The organism is Alteribacillus iranensis (genome assembly GCF_900113025.1).
Lineage (GTDB): Bacteria > Bacillota > Bacilli > Bacillales > Marinococcaceae > Alteribacillus_A > Alteribacillus_A iranensis.
The window spans coordinates 1-15,880 of record NZ_FONT01000010.1; the positions used below are offsets into that span (position 1 = coordinate 1).

Below are 15,880 nucleotides of genomic sequence, written 5' to 3' on the forward strand. Positions count from 1 at the left end.
ATTTGATACAAGCTGTAAAGCGATTGCTCGCTTTGTTTCTTTTATAAAGAAATTAACAGACGCTTGACTTTCATTCAATTTTCAAAGGACAACCAAGTCGCTTGTTTTTTTGGCGACTTTTTAATAATAACAGTTTCGCTCGATTAAGTCAATACTTAATTTTATTTTTATTTGTGTGTGCTGACGTTTTGCTTCCCTGTCAGCGACAATAAATACTATACCACCTGTTTATAGGTCGGTCAACACTTTTTGATAAAAAAATAAAAACTTTTGAAGTGAGACTATAAATGAGACTCTATAAGAAAGATACAGCTATATCACAAAGAACACAAGAGAAGTGAAAGGCTTACCCCTGTTTGCGACCAACACAGAAGATTCTCTAGGTTATTTGTCATTATCATACAGATGGAAGCCCTTGAATCGATAGCTTGAAAAGGAGGAATTTGAAACTTCTTAAATGATTCATTTTCTTCCTTATAATAAAAAGTTACAATCACCCTTTTTATTATTGGACCATTTATGACCTCTTTTTTCAATAAGTAGTTTTCATAAAAGGTCTGCTTTTTATCAGATAATCCATGCGAGCAACAAATGTATTATGCTATAATCAATTGGCAGGAGGGAATATGATGGCACCTAAAGCTTCTAATAAAATTAATCGCATACGCACGTTTGCTTTATCTCTTGTTTTCGTCGGCATTCTGATTATGTATATAGGTATATTTTTCAGAACGTCCCCAATAATTATGACCATTTCTATGCTGCTCGGCTTCTTATTTATAATAGCTAGCAGTGGAGTGTATTTTTGGATAGGTATGATATCAACCAACACAGTTAAAGTATACTGCCCTAACTGTAACAAAATAACAAAGATCCTCGGGAGGGTAGACGCGTGCATGCATTGTGATGAGCCGTTAACCCTTGATCCTGACTTAGAGGGAAAGGAACTGGACCCTAAATATAATCGAAAGAAAATGGAGCATTAAGAAAAGCGCAAACGCCCTGGCTTGCACAGGACGTTTGCGCTTTTAGCAGAAGATCAACCGCTGAACCAACCTCGAGCGAGTGGGCGCTGAAGCTGGACAACGATCGCTCAATTTTATACCTTCCTAACTGTTAAAAAAGAACCAATCGGTTTTGCCGATACGGTTCTTTTTTTATGTCCTTCTATTCTTTTCATTTTAGTGTTGTGTCTGTTGACTACAATCTGGACACGTCCCGTACACTTCCATACGATGATTATCTACTTTAAAACCTGTCACATGTTCTGCGAGCGTTTCAACTTCATTAAGGCCAGGATAATGAAAGTCAACGATCTTTCCACAATCAGAACAAATAACATGATAATGCTCCGTAGTGACACAATCAAAACGGCTGGAAGAATCTCCATAAGTTAGCTCTTTAACTATACCAACGTCTTTAAACACACGAAGATTATTATATACTGTCGCAACGCTCATATTAGGAAATTTGCCTTCGAGGGCCTTATATATTTCATCTGCCGTAGGATGGCTCATTGAATTATACAAGTATTCCAAAATGGCATGACGCTGCGGAGTCATGCGAACCTTCGTGCTTTTCAAAGCATCGATCGCTTCCTGCAGTTGTTCGTTCGCCATCGTCATGCACCTCTCTTTCCTTGTAAAACGATTCTTACATTGTAATTCTTATAAATTATTTTATCTGATACATAGGAGCGTTGTCAATAAATCAACATATTAATCACTTCATCTTTGCAGAAAGAAATAACGCATCTTCTGTATTTAATAAAAACGATGTAAATCGGTGGGACGTTTCTGCTTTTTTGCCTTTCTTCTTTTCATAAGTTACACACACATCTTTTAAATCTTTCTTAAAATCTTCTAGTTGGTTATCTTCAATTCCGAATAAAAAGGTAGTGTTCCCTCTCCTTAAAAAACCACCAGTACTAGACAATTCCGTCATTCTATAACCTTTCTCTTCCATCCTATTCTCTATTTCAGGCGTATAAAAGTCATTTACTATACAGACCATTAATTTCATTTTTTAACCCCCTGAAATAACCTGCTCACCTTACTGTTGGAGTTCTTCTTTGATATAATTCAGCACCTCATTCACATGATTCTTCACTTTTACATTTTTCCATTCTTTCACTAATACCCCGTTTTTGTCTATTACAAATGTGGAACGAACAATACCCATGTATTCCTTGCCAAAATTCTTTTTCAGTTTCCATACATCATATAATTCAGCGACTTCCTTATCTTCATCTGCTAATAGAGGAAACGGCAAATCATGTTTATCTATAAACTTTTGATGCTTATCTAATGGATCAGGACTCACTCCCAAAATGACTGTCTCCAGCTGCTCAAACTCTTTATTGTAATCCCGGAAATCACACGCTTCTGTTGTGCAACCTGGAGTCATATCTTTTGGATAGAAATATAATACTACATTCTTTCCTTTTAAATCAGCTAATGACACCTCTCCCCCGCTGCTTGATGGTAAACTAAATTCTGGCGCTTTTTCTCCAACATTCGCTTTCATGTTTATCATCCTTTCAAGAGATTCATTCCTCTCTATAAATCTTACCTTTAATTTTAAACTTGAACAATGTTAGCGTCTTAAGTATATCAACGCTTTCCTCCCGCATGATACAATATTCTATGGTTCGAGAGATCGTATAATACAAGGAGGATATCAAGAAATGAATGTGAAACAATCTGAAGAGTTATATAAAGAAGCATGCGAACATATTGTTGGTGGTGTAAATAGTCCTTCTCGTTCTTTCCAAGGTGTTGGCGGAGGCGCTCCTATATTTATGGAACGAGGGGAAGGCGCTTATTTTTATGATGTGGACGGAAATCGTTATATCGATTATTTAGGAGCTTATGGACCTATTATTACTGGTCACGCTCATCCGCACATTACTGAAGCTATCAAAAGATCTGCGGAAGATGGCACCCTTTACGGAACTCCTACTCGTTTCGAAAATCAATTCTCAAAAATGCTAAAAGGAGCTATTCCGTCTCTGGAAAAAGTTCGCTTCGTTAATTCTGGAACAGAGGCTGTCATGACAACCATCCGTGTAGCCAGAGCTTATACAGGTCGTAACAAAATCATAAAATTTGCAGGATGTTATCATGGTCATTCTGATTTAGTTTTAGTGGCAGCAGGATCCGGTCCCTCTACATTAGGTTCTCCTGACTCTGCTGGAGTTACTCAAAATATTGCAGAAGAGGTCATTACCGTTCCATTTAATGATCCGAAAGCTTTCGAAACTGCTATTAATAAATGGGGAGATCAAATAGCGGCAGTGTTGGTTGAACCGATTGTAGGTAATTTTGGCATTGTAGAACCGGCACCTGGCTTTTTAGAGCGTGTTCACTCACTCACTCATGAGGCTGGTGCTCTCATTATCTATGATGAAGTGATCACTGCTTTCCGTTTCACCTATGGCGGTGCCCAAAACCTACTTAATCTCACCCCTGATATGACGGCTATGGGCAAAATCATTGGAGGAGGTTTGCCAATTGGAGCTTACGGGGGTAAAACTAAAATCATGGAAAGCGTAGCCCCATTAGGACCTGCTTATTCTGCCGGTACGATGTCAGGCAATCCAGCATCCATGCGCGCGGGAATTGCTTGTTTAGAAGTATTAAAGGAAGAAGGAACGTATGAACGACTAGATTTTCTTGGTAACAAGCTCGAAGAAGGTCTCGTAGAACTTATTCAGAAATATAACATTCCTGCGACCGTTAATCGTTTGAAAGGAGCATTAACTTTATATTTCACTACGCAACCGGTAACTAACTATGAGGAAGCTGAAAGTAGTGACGGTCAACTATTTGCATCTTTCTTTAAGAAAATGCTCCATCAAGGTATTAATCTTGCTCCTTCAAAATACGAAGCGTGGTTCATCACGACGGCCCATGTTGAAAAAGACATTGATGAAACGTTAATTGCTGCTGAGCATGCGTTTAGAGAATTAGCAGAAGAGATATGATAATAATAGAAGATGCCACCAATACCCTTCGGTTAAAACCGATTGGATAGAAAGGATTCAGAAGTTCCTATGAGATTAGGGGCTAGGATATTAAAAACGGGGTTAGCTATTGTACTCGCGTTGTACACGGCCGCTTGGTTAGGGTTGGAACCAGCGTTTTACGCTGCTATCTCTGCTACTTTTGCCATTCAACCATCTATTTTTAAAACGTATAAAACGATTCTTGAACAAATACAAGCCAATTTTATAGGAGCTAGTATAGCTGTTTTATTTGTTACCATATTTGGTCATGATCCGATCGTTATCGGTGCAGCTGTTATGTTTTCTATAGCTATTATATTAAAACTCAAACTGGAAGCCTCGGCCCTTTCATTGGCGATCGTTACAGTGATCATTATCATGGGAAACCCACATGAACAATTTCTTTTATACGCTTCCGAACGGTTCGCTACCATTATGCTTGGTGTCGGTGCTGCCTTTATCGTGAACCTTCTATTCTTACCACCGAAGCATGAAACACGCTTATATTATAAAACTGCTGATATTACAGAGGAAACAATTCGTTGGATTCGGTTAATCACCAGACATGAACTAAACCAATCCTCTATTAAAAGAGAAATACCATTGATCAACGAACAGTTAATTAAATTAGATAACTACTATCTTTTATACAAAGAAGAGAGAAGTTATTTTAAAAAAGAGAAACTGACAAAAGCTAGAAAACTTGTAGTGTTTAAACAAATGATCGTTAGTTTGAAAAAGGCCGTCATGCTGTTGAAAGCATTAGATCGATATGAAAATGAGCTGACGTTAATGCCAGAACGTTTGCAGAAACTCATTCAACAGCAGTTAGATCATTTAACTGATTATCATGATCGGATTCTGCTAAGATATGTTGGGAAAGTAAATACTCAATTGACGGATGACATGGCAGAAGAAGTCGATGAGGGGAGAGAATCGTTAACCGACTTATTTATGGATTTATATGACCACAATGAAATAAGCAGGGAACAGTGGTTACGTGTGTTACCAATCATTTCTCATATCACTGAATATAATGAGCACCTCGAACACTTAGATATTTTACTCGAAAGCTTCTTCAGCTATCACCAATCAGACAATACGGTAGATATTGAAGAAAGAACAGAAGACTAACATCAACCGAGAAAGAGGCTGGGACAAAACCCAATAAATAAAAATGAGAGGCACTCATTCCAAAAAGTTTGGATGGGTGTCTCTCTTTCCTTTTACGCTCTATAACTTTGTTGTTGATTTTTGCTAAAAGACGCTCGTTTGCATCAGCTCCCTCGGGAAAGCGTCGCCCTGCGGCTAAGAAGACACAGTGAAAGCAAACATAGTGCAGCTTGAACAGATGCAGCACTTGTGCCCGTGGTGGAAGCGGAATGTTTTTCAACGGAGTAACACAATTTGATTCAGCCCATGAGCAGTTAATGGGACAATAAATCACAAAATATCCAACAAAAAAGGTTCCGAACAACAATTTTGATGTTCGGAACCTTTTTATAATTAAGTTTTAGCTAGATTTGTCCCAGCCTCTTTTCAATTATTCTCCTATACATATTGAACGTCATATAACTTTTTATACGGACCCTCTCTACTCATTAATTCGTGATGGCTGCCGGTTTCTTTAATTTGACCATCCTCTACAACAACGATACGATCCGCATGAGTAATTGTAGAAAGTCGGTGCGCCACAATGAACGTTGTTCTGTTTTTAGCCAACGCTTCCATTGCCTCTTGTATCAAGTGCTCACTTTCTAAATCGAGAGCGGAAGTGGCTTCATCAAAAATAAGTATGGGAGGGTTTTTCAAAAACACACGAGCAATAGCAATTCTCTGCTTTTGACCACCTGATAATTTCACTCCTCGCTCTCCAACAGGTGTATCGTAACCATCAGGAAGGTCACAAATAAAGTGATGAGCATTTGCTGCTTTTGCTGCATCTATGACTTCCTCATCTGTTGCATCAGGATTTCCCATCATAATATTCATCTTCACTGAATCACTAAATAGAATATTATCTTGAAGTACCATTCCAATTTTGTCCCTTAACGTTCGAACTTTATAGTCTCTAATATCTTTTCCGTCTAATTTAATAGCGCCTGCGGTTACGTCGTAAAACCGAGGAATTAAACTTACCAACGTACTTTTGCCACCACCACTCATACCAACAAGCGCTATTGTTTCTCCAGGTTGAATGGCTAAATGAATATTCTTGAGAACCTTATCTACGCTTTCTTCGTAAGAAAAGCTCACATTTTCAAACTCGATACTTCCACTTGTATGTTCAAGGGGAACCGCGCGTTCATGATCCTGGATATCATATTTTTCGTCCACAAATTCAAACACACGATCCATAGAAGCAATCGACTGAGTCAAAGTAGTTGAAGAGTTAATTAAACGCCGTAAAGGATTATAGAGACGTTCCATATAAGAAACAAATGCAACCATTTCACCAACAGCCAGACCAGAGGTAATAACAAAATATCCGGCAGTAAGAATAACAATTAAGGGTGCTATATCCGTTATCGTATTGACGACCGCAAATGTTTTCGCATTCCACTTTGTGTGATCAACAGCTCTGTCAAGAAATTGATTGTTTCGCTCATCAAATTGCTTTTGCTCATAGTCCTCAAGCGCAAAACTTCTAATCACGTTCATTCCTTGTACTCTCTCGTGGAGATGAGCTTGGACATCCGCTAATGCTTGAGACCTAACTTTTGTCAGATGACGAAGTCTCGAATAAAAATATTTAATTGAAAATATATACAAGGGAAATAAAGATATCGCAACTAATGTTAACCAACCGTTCATGGTAAACATAATAGCGATAACGATTAAAATAGTTGCCATATCGAGCCATATGTTCATTAACCCCGTGACGACGAAGTTTTTGGTTTGTTCAACGTCATTGATCACCCTTGAAATAATTTCTCCGGCTTTTCGATTAGAATAAAACCGCAGGCTGAGTTTCTGTATGTGAGAAAAAAGCTGATCCCGAATATCGTAAAGAATTTTACTTGCTGTCCATTGTGCAAAGTATTGACGATAGTACTCAATTGGCGGCCTCAACACAAGAAAAGCGGCGATGGCTCCTCCAACTATCCAGGCGAGTGTGCTAAGTTTATCCTGAGTCGCCATTTCCTCTGCAAGGATAATATCATCAATAGCGTACGCTAATATCAGCGGTGTCAAGAGAGGGATACCAAATTTCAGGATCCCTATTATAATCGTTATTATGATAATTTTTTTGTATGGTTTGACAAAATACAAATATCTTTTAATACTGTCCATGCTTCACCTCTATGGAATAACACGGTCTCTATATTGACTACTAATAGAATGAGCCGCTTCCTTGGTCAGAGACCTAACGAAAAAATAAAAAACGTTCATACCACCGCTCTACATACTGTGGCGCAAAAGGGCCTTTTCTCTGACAAATCCAACTTTGCAATTCATCGACTGATTGTTTCAATTGCAGGTCAATCTTGTCTGGGTAATTCATCTCTTCTTTATGCAGCTCATATTCGTCTTCATCTAACAGATGAAATGTCATGTCAGGGTATACTTTAATGTCAAGATCATAATCAATGTATTTTAGAGCCTCTTCATCCCAAACAAAAGGCGTCCCTAAGTTACAATAATAGTGGATACCGTCCGAGCGTACCATTCCTATTACATTAAACCACTTATCCCTGTTAAAATAGCAGATTGCCGGCTCTCTCGTCCTCCAAGTACGGCCATCTGATTCATGTACTAATATCCGATCATTCCCACAAATAATTTCCTTAGATGTCCCTTGTAAGACAACCGTTTCCTCCCAGACACGATGAAGGGTGCCGTTATGTTTGTAACTTTGAATTTCGATCTCTCTTCCAGTTTCCGGGAAATCCATGCCCCTCTCCTTCCTGTCTTTCTTCTATGCTTGCCTATCATTTCATTATACATTTTGTCCAAGGGAAAGAAAACTGACATACTCATTAGCAATATATTCTCACCATGTTCTATGTTTGTTTATCTTAAAGTCATACAGGGGAAAAGGGTGAATAATAAGGATCACAAGAAGGGAGGAAGGGTCATGCCAAGAAGAACTCCTGATGAAGAATATGAAGAACGTCATATAGAAAAGAAAGAGGACAAATCACATGTCGCTTCTACATTTATCAAATACCTTGCTTATATCATTATATTCTTTGGTTTCCTATGGTTTCTCGTTCAATATGTATTTCCTATGTTTTAGAAAACAGGCAGCTCTTTGGAAGATTAATACCTTCCAAAGAGCCTACTTGTTTCACTAAATTACTGTTGGTTTTTTTGTTTGTTTTGTTCTGCTTTTTGATTTTGTTGTCTCACTTCTTGAGCATCTGTTTCGCTCGCAAATTCAGCCTCTCGCCCCTGAACAGCAGCTTGGTTCTGCTTACGTACTTGTTGAGGGTTTGTTTGTGAAGCGTTTTTTTGTTTGTCAGCCATTGTATTCACCTCCACATCGCTTACTTTCTCCACCTAAAGAGAAATTATCCATGCAAAAGTGAAAAAACAATAACTTTTTTTGTAGTATGGATTAATGTTATGTTAGGAGAGAAATACCGCCATCGACGATAATTGTTTGCCCTCTAATCATAGCAGCCTTGTCAGAAAGCAAGAACATGACGGCATTTGCCAAATCTTCCTTTTCCACCATTCTTCCTGCAGGAGTACGATCTTTTGCCTGTTCGAGTAACTCCTCTCGATTAGGAAAATGACTTAATGCATCGGTGTCAACAGCTCCACCAGAAACCGCATTAACGATAATATCTTTTTCTGCTAATTCCACAGCCAAATAACGAGTTAACGCTTCAACAGCTGCTTTAGAGACACCTACTGCGGTGTAATTTTCTAAATACCTTTGTGCTCCAATGGAGCTCAAACTTACAATTTTTCCTCCATTATTCCTCTCCATTATCTTGGCAGCTTCCTGTGCGCAAAAGAGTAAAGCCTTACTATTAATATTCATGGTCCAATCCCAATGGCTCTCTTCAAGCTCCATGACAGGACGCAAAACACCCGAAGCTGCATTATTTACAAATATATCCAGCCTTCCAAATGTATCATCAACTTGTTGAAACAAATGCTTTACCTTATCTTGCTTTCCTACATTTGCTTTTACTACTAATGTTTGAACGCCTAACCTTTTGATCTCATCGGCGGTTTCCAAAGCGGCCTGTTTGCTGCGAGCGTAATTAATTACAATATTATAACCTAATTTCGCAAGCTCGATGGCGATCTCTTTTCCAATTCCTCTACTGCTTCCCGTGACTAATGCTACCTTATTACTCAATATTTTTCCTCCTTGATTCCTATCATACAAAATATTAATCTTTCTAAGCCTTAGTATAACGCAAAAACATTAGCGACTACACTGTTTTCGTGTGTGAAACCACCCTTTGCGTGGGTATATGTACTTTAAAAAGACTTCAACAAAAAGGAGAGATTGGTTTATGGAACGAAACACGTATTATATACAAATGCATCCTAATATGATGAGAATTACTAATGTAAAGCTCGATGATAATACTATCCAATATGGAGTAAGAGCTACTCCTGAAGAAAAACTTGAATTGGAAAAACGAATGGACGAAGTGCAAAGAGACGATGCAAGTCCTTCTCTTCTGCTAGAACGAGTACACGATGAGTATTTGGAGGAAGATGCTAAAGCTGGCCTAAATATGGAAACAAAGCAACTTTTCCAAAAGATTTATGAACTTGGCACACCTGAAACAAAAAAATTCCTTGAAGAACAAGGAATGGCAACCTTTTAATTCGACGGAAATGACTTGATGATAAGTGGTCTATCGACAGTAATAATGAACAGAAGAACTACCGTCAAAGATTTTTGGGCTGTGACTGAGACCTTAATGCACTCTAACTAGAGGAAATCCGAATGTTACCAGAATAAAAGTCCTCTCCTTACACAAGCTAAAAATAACCTTTAATAAAAGGAGAGGACAGATCATGCACAAGCAAAAATACTATGTTAATTTACATCCTCTCAGTATGGATGACATCAGCCCTGTAAAAATTCCCGATTCCTCCTTAATCCAATATGAAATTGAAGTTACCCCTACTGAACTAGAGGAGATGGAATATATTTTGGAAGAAACACAAGCTCATGATCTCGAACTCCATAATTTATTTACGTTTGAACATTATAATCAAGATGCCACTGATGTTGATTCCAAAGAGGTACAGTATGGCATGAATCGTATTTTTGAAAAGATTTATGAATATGGTACTCCCGAAACGAAGGGGCAGCTTGATGAAATGGGCGTGATGGACCTATCACCAAATAGAAGCCCAAAACACTAAGGAATGATCACATATTCATTTTAGACTGTCCACCATCTACATTGAGACTAGCGCCAGATACCCAGTATGCCTTATCAGAGGATAAAAACACAACGACGTTGGCTACTTCTTCTATAGTCCCGAACCTTCCCCCTGGGATTTCTCGCTTTACGAAAGCATTTATTCTTTCAGGCTCTGCATCCAACCTTTTTTGCCAATTTCCATCTGGATGCAGAATGGCACCAGGAGCGACGGAATTAACTCGTACGCCATAAGGCATCGCCTCATCAGCTAATGCTTTTGTGAAACTAATCATTGCTGCTTTCGAGTTATTATACGTCGCCTTTCCCCCAGATTCCCTTCCATATATAGAAGAAATATTAACGATGGATCCGTGTTGCCTCTTTTTCATAAGCGGTAAAGCCAGCTTACTAAAGTGGACAGCGGAATAATAGTTCAGCTGCATCGCTTCTTCAAACTCACTCATGGTTGTGTCTTCGATTGTAGATCCATTACTGCCTCCAACATTATTAATTAGGATATCAATATAACTGTTCTCTTCTAAAAAACGCTGGAAAGCCCTTTCCCTCTCTTGAAGATCAATTAAATTTGCCTGTATCGTTTTGACATCTTTTCGTTCATTTTTTATTGCTTCTAAGCTGCTTGAAGTGCGTCCAATAACTGTAACGTTCGCTCCTTCTTCCATAAACTTTTCTGCTACGCCTTTCCCAATACCTCTTGAGCCTCCAGTTACCAATACATTTTTTCCATTTAAATTAAGATCCAATTTCATCTTCCCTTTCCTTTTGATTGCGCAAAATTTTTTGATGTGAAACTGGGAACGTTAACTTTTCAGCTTCCTCCACATGCAGCCATTCACCAGCTTTGAGATCCACTGCTTCTTTATCATGGAAGTGAGCGTCATATACAGTGATATTCCAAATTAAATGAGAGAAAACGTGTTGAACATATTGAACCGTCTTACTTATCGTGGCTGTGATACCAAATTGTTCTCTTAAGTATTTTTCTACTTGCTCTTGTTCTTTTCCTTTTTCCACTTCTATGTTCGGGTATTCCCAGAGGCGGGCTAATAGCCCTGTTTCTCCTCTCTGATGAAATAACGTTTTTCCTTCCTTGTTCTTCACGATGACAGCTGCCATTTCTTTTGTAGAGGGTGACTTCTTTTTTGCTTTCACCGGTAGCTCGGTTTGAACACCTTCTGCTCTTGCAAGACAATAATCTTGTACGGGACAAAGTAAGCAGCCTGGTGATTTTGGAGTACAGACAAGTGCTCCTAATTCCATCAGGGCTTGATTAAATTGAGACGGACGTATCCCTTCCAGAAAAGAAGGCAATATTTGTTCAAACTTCTTTCTTGTTTTTGACTTCCCAATATCATCTCGGATCAGAAGTATTCTCGAAAACACTCTCATTACATTCCCATCTACTGCGGGCTCAGGCTTATCAAAAGCTATACTCATTACCGCTCCTGCTGTGTATGGACCTACCCCTTTCAAAGATGAAAAATCTTCTTTTGATGAAGGGACTTCTCCTCCATATACTTCTTTAATTTCCTTCACCGCCGAATGTAAATTACGAGCTCTCGAATAATAACCTAACCCTTCCCAAGTTTTTAATACTTGTTCCTCCTCGGCTTCTGCCAACGAAGAAACGGTTGGGAAATTCTCTAAAAAGCGCTTAAAATATGGAATGACCGTTTCTACTTTCGTTTGTTGGAGCATTATTTCAGACACCCAAACCCGGTAAGGGTCCTGATTTTCTCTCCATGGAAGCTCACGCTTGTTTTCTTCATACCATTGGAGCAAATCTTCTTGAAATGCAGCTATATCTATGTTTTCGTGATGAGATGTCATCTATTGTCTCCTCCGTTTTCACTCACTACTTAAATCAGAAATTTCCTTCCGTCCTTTTGATAGACTTCAAAATCGGGTATAACTATACCATCTTCGTTTCATACATAATAATGATGAATCAATAATGGTGAATCGTTTATTCATTAATTCGTATCTGTATCAACAAATACATCAACTTTTTCGTATTTTTCGTTATACTAGATGTAGAATTATGTATGGCACTTTTCTAAGGAGAGGGGGACACGCTGATGGATACTGCTACCCACGTAGTTATGGGAATTGGATTAGGAGGACTGGCGATGCTGGATCCTGTCGTCTCCCAAAGCGCTGCTGCTGCTCAAACTGTAATGTTCGCAACTATTATAGGATCACAAGCGCCTGACTTCGATACGGTACTTAAACTGCGAAACAACGCCGTTTATATCCGTTACCACCGTGGACCGACACATTCTATTCCAGCTGTACTCCTCTGGCCGTTGCTCGTAGCCGGCGGAGTCTACCTTATTTCTCCTGAGCTGCCTTTTTCCCATCTATTGTTATGGTCGTTTATAGCAGTTTTTTTACATGTCTTCGTCGATATATTTAACGCATACGGAACACAAGCTCTCTCTCCTTTTACCAAACGCTGGATAGCACTAGGTGTTATTAATATATTTGATCCACTCATCTTTCTAGCCCATATCATCGCATTTATTTTCTGGAGGTATGGTGCTCCTCCTGGATGGACCTTTTCTATATTATATATCATTCTCTTTTTCTATTATGTTTGGAGGTGCAGAGCGAGAAATAAAGTGGTTCGAAATGCGTCGCGATTCCACCCTGGAGCTACCCATGTATTTATATCACCAACATATAGTTGGCATAAGTGGCACGTAGTTATTCGAACACCACAACGGTTACACGTGACCGAGTCAAGACATGGATTAATCCGTTATTTGGAAAGTTATCCGTTTGAACCTATTCCGAATGATCCAGTCATTCAAGCGGCCAAAAAAGATCACAACTTAGCATCTTTTCTTTCTTTTTCTCCTACGTACCGCTGGATTGTCAATGAGAATGAGGAAGGATGGGAAGTAAAGTTTATTGACCTTCGATATCGGAGTAAAGGTTATTATCCTTTCGTTGCGGTTGTTAGGATGGATAAAGATTTAAATATTCTTACGTCATTTACCGGATGGATCTATAGTAACGAAACTTTAGAGAAGCGATTAAAACAAGGGGCGAAACATGTTCAATAAATTGTCTCCCCCTTCTTCCTTTACTCATTCCAACAATGAAATTGGCAGAGCTTCTTCTTCCTCCGATTCATTTCGGTATCCCCAAGCAAACACGCCATTAATGAATTTAACGAAAAAAGAACCGCCTTCCCCTTTTATGTTATACGTTTGACCTGACATAAAGTCATCTGGGTCTAGTAAATAAGCTTCAGCCATCACGCGCTTTCTTTCGTAGACGGCAAACTCACTTATCATTCCCATTTGTTCAGCTTTTTTAGCCTTTTCATTTAGCGAAGCAATCTCATTCCGTAGTTCAATAGCAGTCATTTGGCTATAACGTTTCTCCATGGTCTTCCATCTCCTGTTCTCTTAGAAATTCTTCGATATCCGAAAGGGAAAACCCCTTCCGGTATAAAACCTCTTTTACTTTCCATTCTAATTCTGAGCCACTGTATTTCTTTTTCCACTTCTTCACAGCTTTTTCACCGCTCTGTTGAACCGCCGCTTTTTCCACTTCTCTAGGAAGAGAGATCCCTGAGGCTTCCCATGACTCGAGTGCAATGTCGGTTGAAAAACCTTTCCTGACTAACGACTCGAGCATTCTCTTCTTAAATGCCTGACTCGAATCATGACGTTTTATATTTGCTTTCTTTTCAAGAAATTGAAGTGCTGACTCTAATTGTTTTGAGGGGGTGAATTGCTCTAAGGCTGTTTCAATGAAAGAAAGATGTACTCCTTTTTCTTTTAACTCTTGCCTAATAATTGCAGGTCCTTTATCTGTTGTTTTCATTTTAGTTCGCACATAAGAATTCGCGTAGTTCAGATCATCCACGTAACGGTAGTTTTTTGCTTTTTCTATGGCGCGTATAATTGCTTCTTCCTCGTATTCCTTCTTTCTTAAGTGTTGTTCAATTTGATATTCTGTCCTCATAGAGTGAGTTATATATTGCAATGTATCATTCCATGCTTTTCGTGCCTCATCCTGTTCTAATATACGGACAACATCCTCTTCGGAGAGTATGATGCCTTTCCTAAGCTGCCATTTAATAAGGACATCTTCGTCAACACTAAAAGCATACTCTTCCTTCCCATCAACAAAAATATATACATTATAACGATCTGTTCGTTTTTTCTGGGTGGTTATCTTCGCTATTTCCATCGTATCACCTCGTATGGTTAAGAGACAGAACTACAGGGTATGTAAAACAAATAAATATAAGGAGTGATCATGATGAATATTGCTATTACAGGTGGAACTGGTTTCGTAGGTTCTGCTTTAACTGGTTATCTCACCACGTTAGGTCATCATGTATTTATTCTAACAAGAAACTCAAGGAACAAACAGAATACCGAAAGCATTACGTTTGTTGAGTGGCTTAACGAAAATGCATGTCCAGAAGAACATCTACCTTCTTTGGATGCCATCATTAACCTAGCTGGTGCGACACTTAATCGTCGTTGGACTCGCCCATACAAAGAAAAAATACTCCATAGTCGCTTACAGGCAACAAAAGAGACTATAAGATTAACTCAGTCATTACCCCAGGTACCGAAAGTACTTATTAATGCTTCAGCAATCGGCTACTATGGTACTTCCACAGAACATACTTTTCATGAAGACAGCCCTCCCATTGACGCAAGCTTTCTCCATTTTGTTTGCCGAGAATGGGAAAAAGAGGCTAGTGAAGCTGTCAAATTGGGAATTCGAACGATTTACGCTCGCTTCGGGCTCATACTCGACAACAAATCTGGTGCATTTCCAAAACTCCTACTACCTTACCAAATGTTTGCAGGAGGTCCGCTGGGTCATGGAGAGCAGTGGTATTCATGGATTCATTTAAGAGATGTTGTGGAAAGTATATACTTTCTACTCCATCATGAGAAGTGTGAAGGCCCCGTAAATATTACTTCACCCTATCCAGAAAGAATGGAAAACTTCGGGAAAAAGCTTAGTAAAGAAACAAACCGACCTCACTGGCTACGTGTGCCCAGTAAGATAGTAGAAAAAGGTTTAGGGGACATGAGTACGCTTATTCTTGAAGGACAACACGTAAGCCCTAACCGCTTAATATCTCATGGTTATACATTCACGTACCCGACTGTTGAAACGGCATTTAAACAATTACTTCATGGACGGTAGCTTTCATCATCCATTATTTTGCTGGGCAGAATTCTTTTCTTTATACACCTTCGTTCCCGGGTCGGAACAAAGGTGATCAGAGAAGCTACGTCTCTTTTTCATTTTCTAAGCATTACTCACACTATAGCAAAGTGAAATGATAAAGTGGTTTCTATGTGATTATTATTCAAATTTGTATTACAAATTCAACATTTTCTCCGCAAAACGGTGCATAACGTATCATTTGCCAGCATTATGAAAGCGCGGTAAGTATTATTGCCACCTATCCCAACTAAACCTAACTAACACTGAATAATTCTAAACAAAGGCATTTGAACTT

Annotated in this window: 18 protein-coding genes and 1 pseudogene; 8 read left to right on the forward strand and 11 right to left on the reverse strand. The window is 38.9% G+C overall.

The annotated features are described in order from the left end of the window. The first annotated feature begins 629 nt into the window (after positions 1-629). Positions 630-986, forward strand: a complete 357-nt coding sequence (locus BM095_RS15155) for a YgzB family protein (RefSeq protein ID WP_091663790.1) — start codon at positions 630-632, stop codon at positions 984-986. Between the two features lie 195 nt (positions 987-1,181). Here BM095_RS15155 and perR read toward each other — a convergent pair whose 3' ends face one another. From perR to bcp, 3 genes are all read right to left on the reverse strand, one after another. Continuing rightward, positions 1,182-1,619, reverse strand: a complete 438-nt coding sequence (gene perR / locus BM095_RS15160; protein ID WP_091663955.1) for a peroxide-responsive transcriptional repressor PerR — start codon at positions 1,617-1,619, stop codon at positions 1,182-1,184. Between the two features lie 103 nt (positions 1,620-1,722). Then, a complete protein-coding gene (locus tag BM095_RS15165; RefSeq protein ID WP_091663792.1) occupies positions 1,723-2,022 on the reverse strand; it encodes a cyclic-di-AMP receptor in 300 nt (99 codons plus the stop codon). A 30-nt stretch (positions 2,023-2,052) separates the two neighbouring features. Then, positions 2,053-2,526, reverse strand: coding sequence for a thioredoxin-dependent thiol peroxidase (gene bcp / locus BM095_RS15170; protein ID WP_091663796.1), 474 nt, complete (start codon positions 2,524-2,526; stop codon positions 2,053-2,055). A 160-nt stretch (positions 2,527-2,686) separates the two neighbouring features. Here bcp and BM095_RS15175 point away from each other — a divergent pair, with 160 nt between their 5' ends. Together BM095_RS15175 and BM095_RS15180 are read left to right on the forward strand one after the other, a co-directional pair. Further along, positions 2,687-3,985 carry a glutamate-1-semialdehyde 2,1-aminomutase gene (locus BM095_RS15175; RefSeq protein WP_091663801.1) on the forward strand — a complete coding sequence of 433 codons (1,299 nt, stop codon included), beginning with the start codon at positions 2,687-2,689 and terminating at the stop codon, positions 3,983-3,985. Positions 3,986-4,054: 69 nt separating this feature from the next. After that, the gene (locus BM095_RS15180; RefSeq protein WP_091663803.1) at positions 4,055-5,140 is read left to right on the forward strand and encodes an FUSC family protein; all 1,086 of its coding nucleotides are present in this window, start codon (positions 4,055-4,057) and stop codon (positions 5,138-5,140) included. 417 nt (positions 5,141-5,557) lie between these two features. On the opposite strand, the gene BM095_RS15185 is transcribed toward BM095_RS15180, so the two are convergent. Both BM095_RS15185 and ntdP read right to left on the reverse strand, forming a co-directional pair. Continuing rightward, complete coding sequence (locus tag BM095_RS15185) at positions 5,558-7,300, reverse strand: ABC transporter ATP-binding protein (RefSeq protein WP_091663808.1); 1,743 nt, start codon at positions 7,298-7,300, stop codon at positions 5,558-5,560. A 73-nt stretch (positions 7,301-7,373) separates the two neighbouring features. Next, the gene (gene ntdP, locus BM095_RS15190; protein ID WP_091663813.1) at positions 7,374-7,901 is read right to left on the reverse strand and encodes a nucleoside tri-diphosphate phosphatase; all 528 of its coding nucleotides are present in this window, start codon (positions 7,899-7,901) and stop codon (positions 7,374-7,376) included. Positions 7,902-8,084: 183 nt separating this feature from the next. On the opposite strand from ntdP, the gene BM095_RS16665 reads away from it, so the two are divergent. Then, the gene (locus tag BM095_RS16665) at positions 8,085-8,246 is read left to right on the forward strand and encodes a hypothetical protein (RefSeq protein WP_177194846.1); all 162 of its coding nucleotides are present in this window, start codon (positions 8,085-8,087) and stop codon (positions 8,244-8,246) included. 59 nt (positions 8,247-8,305) lie between these two features. On the opposite strand, the pseudogene BM095_RS15195 reads toward BM095_RS16665, so the two are convergent. Then, positions 8,306-8,455 (reverse strand): annotated as a pseudogene (locus BM095_RS15195) (gamma-type small acid-soluble spore protein); the annotation flags it as partial. Between the two features lie 118 nt (positions 8,456-8,573). Further along, positions 8,574-9,326, reverse strand: coding sequence for an enoyl-[acyl-carrier-protein] reductase FabL (fabL, locus tag BM095_RS15200; protein ID WP_091663958.1), 753 nt, complete (start codon positions 9,324-9,326; stop codon positions 8,574-8,576). A 157-nt stretch (positions 9,327-9,483) separates the two neighbouring features. On the opposite strand from fabL, the gene BM095_RS15205 reads away from it, so the two are divergent. Together BM095_RS15205 and BM095_RS15210 are read left to right on the forward strand one after the other, a co-directional pair. Beyond that, positions 9,484-9,804, forward strand: a complete 321-nt coding sequence (locus tag BM095_RS15205) for a hypothetical protein (RefSeq protein ID WP_091663824.1) — start codon at positions 9,484-9,486, stop codon at positions 9,802-9,804. Positions 9,805-9,997: 193 nt separating this feature from the next. After that, positions 9,998-10,351 (forward strand): hypothetical protein, encoded by a 354-nt coding sequence (locus BM095_RS15210; protein WP_091663829.1) that lies wholly within the window; start codon positions 9,998-10,000, stop codon positions 10,349-10,351. 7 nt (positions 10,352-10,358) lie between these two features. Here BM095_RS15210 and BM095_RS15215 read toward each other — a convergent pair whose 3' ends face one another. Then, a complete protein-coding gene (locus tag BM095_RS15215; RefSeq protein ID WP_091663961.1) occupies positions 10,359-11,117 on the reverse strand; it encodes an SDR family NAD(P)-dependent oxidoreductase in 759 nt (252 codons plus the stop codon). Further along, positions 11,107-12,204, reverse strand: a complete 1,098-nt coding sequence (mutY, locus tag BM095_RS15220) for an A/G-specific adenine glycosylase (protein ID WP_091663833.1) — start codon at positions 12,202-12,204, stop codon at positions 11,107-11,109. The genes BM095_RS15215 and mutY overlap by 11 nt, the downstream gene beginning before the upstream one ends. Positions 12,205-12,452: 248 nt before the next feature. On the opposite strand from mutY, the gene BM095_RS15225 reads away from it, so the two are divergent. Beyond that, positions 12,453-13,442 carry a metal-dependent hydrolase gene (locus BM095_RS15225; protein WP_091663838.1) on the forward strand — a complete coding sequence of 330 codons (990 nt, stop codon included), beginning with the start codon at positions 12,453-12,455 and terminating at the stop codon, positions 13,440-13,442. A 24-nt stretch (positions 13,443-13,466) separates the two neighbouring features. Here the strand turns inward: BM095_RS15225 and BM095_RS15230 are convergent, their stop codons facing one another. Together BM095_RS15230 and recX are read right to left on the reverse strand one after the other, a co-directional pair. Then, positions 13,467-13,769 (reverse strand): YfhH family protein, encoded by a 303-nt coding sequence (locus tag BM095_RS15230; protein WP_091663843.1) that lies wholly within the window; start codon positions 13,767-13,769, stop codon positions 13,467-13,469. Continuing rightward, positions 13,753-14,580 (reverse strand): recombination regulator RecX, encoded by an 828-nt coding sequence (recX, locus tag BM095_RS15235; protein WP_091663847.1) that lies wholly within the window; start codon positions 14,578-14,580, stop codon positions 13,753-13,755. Before recX ends, BM095_RS15230 begins: the two co-directional genes overlap by 17 nt. 72 nt (positions 14,581-14,652) lie before the next feature. On the opposite strand from recX, the gene BM095_RS15240 reads away from it, so the two are divergent. Further along, complete coding sequence (locus BM095_RS15240; RefSeq protein ID WP_091663850.1) at positions 14,653-15,561, forward strand: TIGR01777 family oxidoreductase; 909 nt, start codon at positions 14,653-14,655, stop codon at positions 15,559-15,561. Positions 15,562-15,880: the final 319 nt, after the last annotated feature.